The 848-nt window shown below is 34.7% G+C and carries 2 protein-coding genes; both read left to right on the top strand.

Going from position 1 to position 848, the window contains the following annotated elements; translation table 11 throughout:
• A partial coding sequence (locus A5875_RS23595) for a hypothetical protein (RefSeq protein ID WP_176244631.1) occupies positions 1-192 on the top strand: 192 nt, incomplete at its 5' end.
• A gap of 297 nt (positions 193-489) precedes the next feature.
• Positions 490-848, top strand: a 359-nt coding sequence (locus A5875_RS07485; RefSeq protein ID WP_176244719.1) for an ABC transporter permease, incomplete at its 3' end; no start/stop codon positions are given.

The following is an 848-nucleotide window of genomic DNA, read 5'->3' as shown; positions in this document are numbered from 1 at the left end:
GTTTTGGAGCATTTGACGGATTCGGAAAAAGCATTAGACGAAGCCAGCAAATACTTGGCGCCTAATGGCGAGATTTTACTGACTTTTCCCAATTTGGCACATAATTCTGTCTTGATCGATCTATTTAATAATAAGTTGGATTGGAGACAGGTATACGATAGGGAAAATTTAATAGATAATGAGAGACAGTGAAATATTAAATCAGATCGAAAATCTTAATGAAATTTTAGCTCGCTTATTTAGCGACCTATTTGACGTGTGAACGAAGCAGAATGAAGTTTATTCATTAATTTTAAATCTGACCGACCAGCGGCTGATTGTAGCGCCAATTTCAACCGATAATTTATAGAGTTAGCAGGTGGTCAAGCGGTGTTTGGAATTAACGAAGCTTTTCTTAATAATCTTGCTTTTACATATATCTTTCTGTAGAATAATAACGTTAATCAACTGTAGAAATAATAAATCAAGCGTTAGATGAGAGGAATAAAAATGTTCAAAGACTTACTGAGTTTTTTTAAAGAAATTTTTCAAAATCGTACCTTACTAAAACAATTTTCTGTGAATGACTTCAAGGCGCGTTATGCTGGATCGGCTTTAGGTGTTTTTTGGGCTTTTGCTAATCCCTTGGTGATGGTCGTAACCTATTGGTTTGTGTTTGGAGTCGGCTTTAAAGCTGCCATGACAGATGGAAAATATCCCTTTATTGTTTTTCTATTAACAGGGCTAGTTCCATGGATGTATTTTTCAGAAGTATTGGGTTCAGCAACGAATGTTTTTCGGGAATACAGCTATTTAGTTAAAAAGGTTGTATTTAACATTCGTATTTTGCCATCGGTAAAATTATTTTC

Origin of the sequence: Enterococcus sp. 3H8_DIV0648, assembly GCF_002140655.1 — a bacterium.
Taxonomy (GTDB): domain Bacteria; phylum Bacillota; class Bacilli; order Lactobacillales; family Enterococcaceae; genus Enterococcus_A; species Enterococcus_A hulanensis.
The sequence above is the reverse complement of the archived record's forward strand: the minus strand, read 5'-3'. Positions and strand labels throughout refer to the sequence as shown.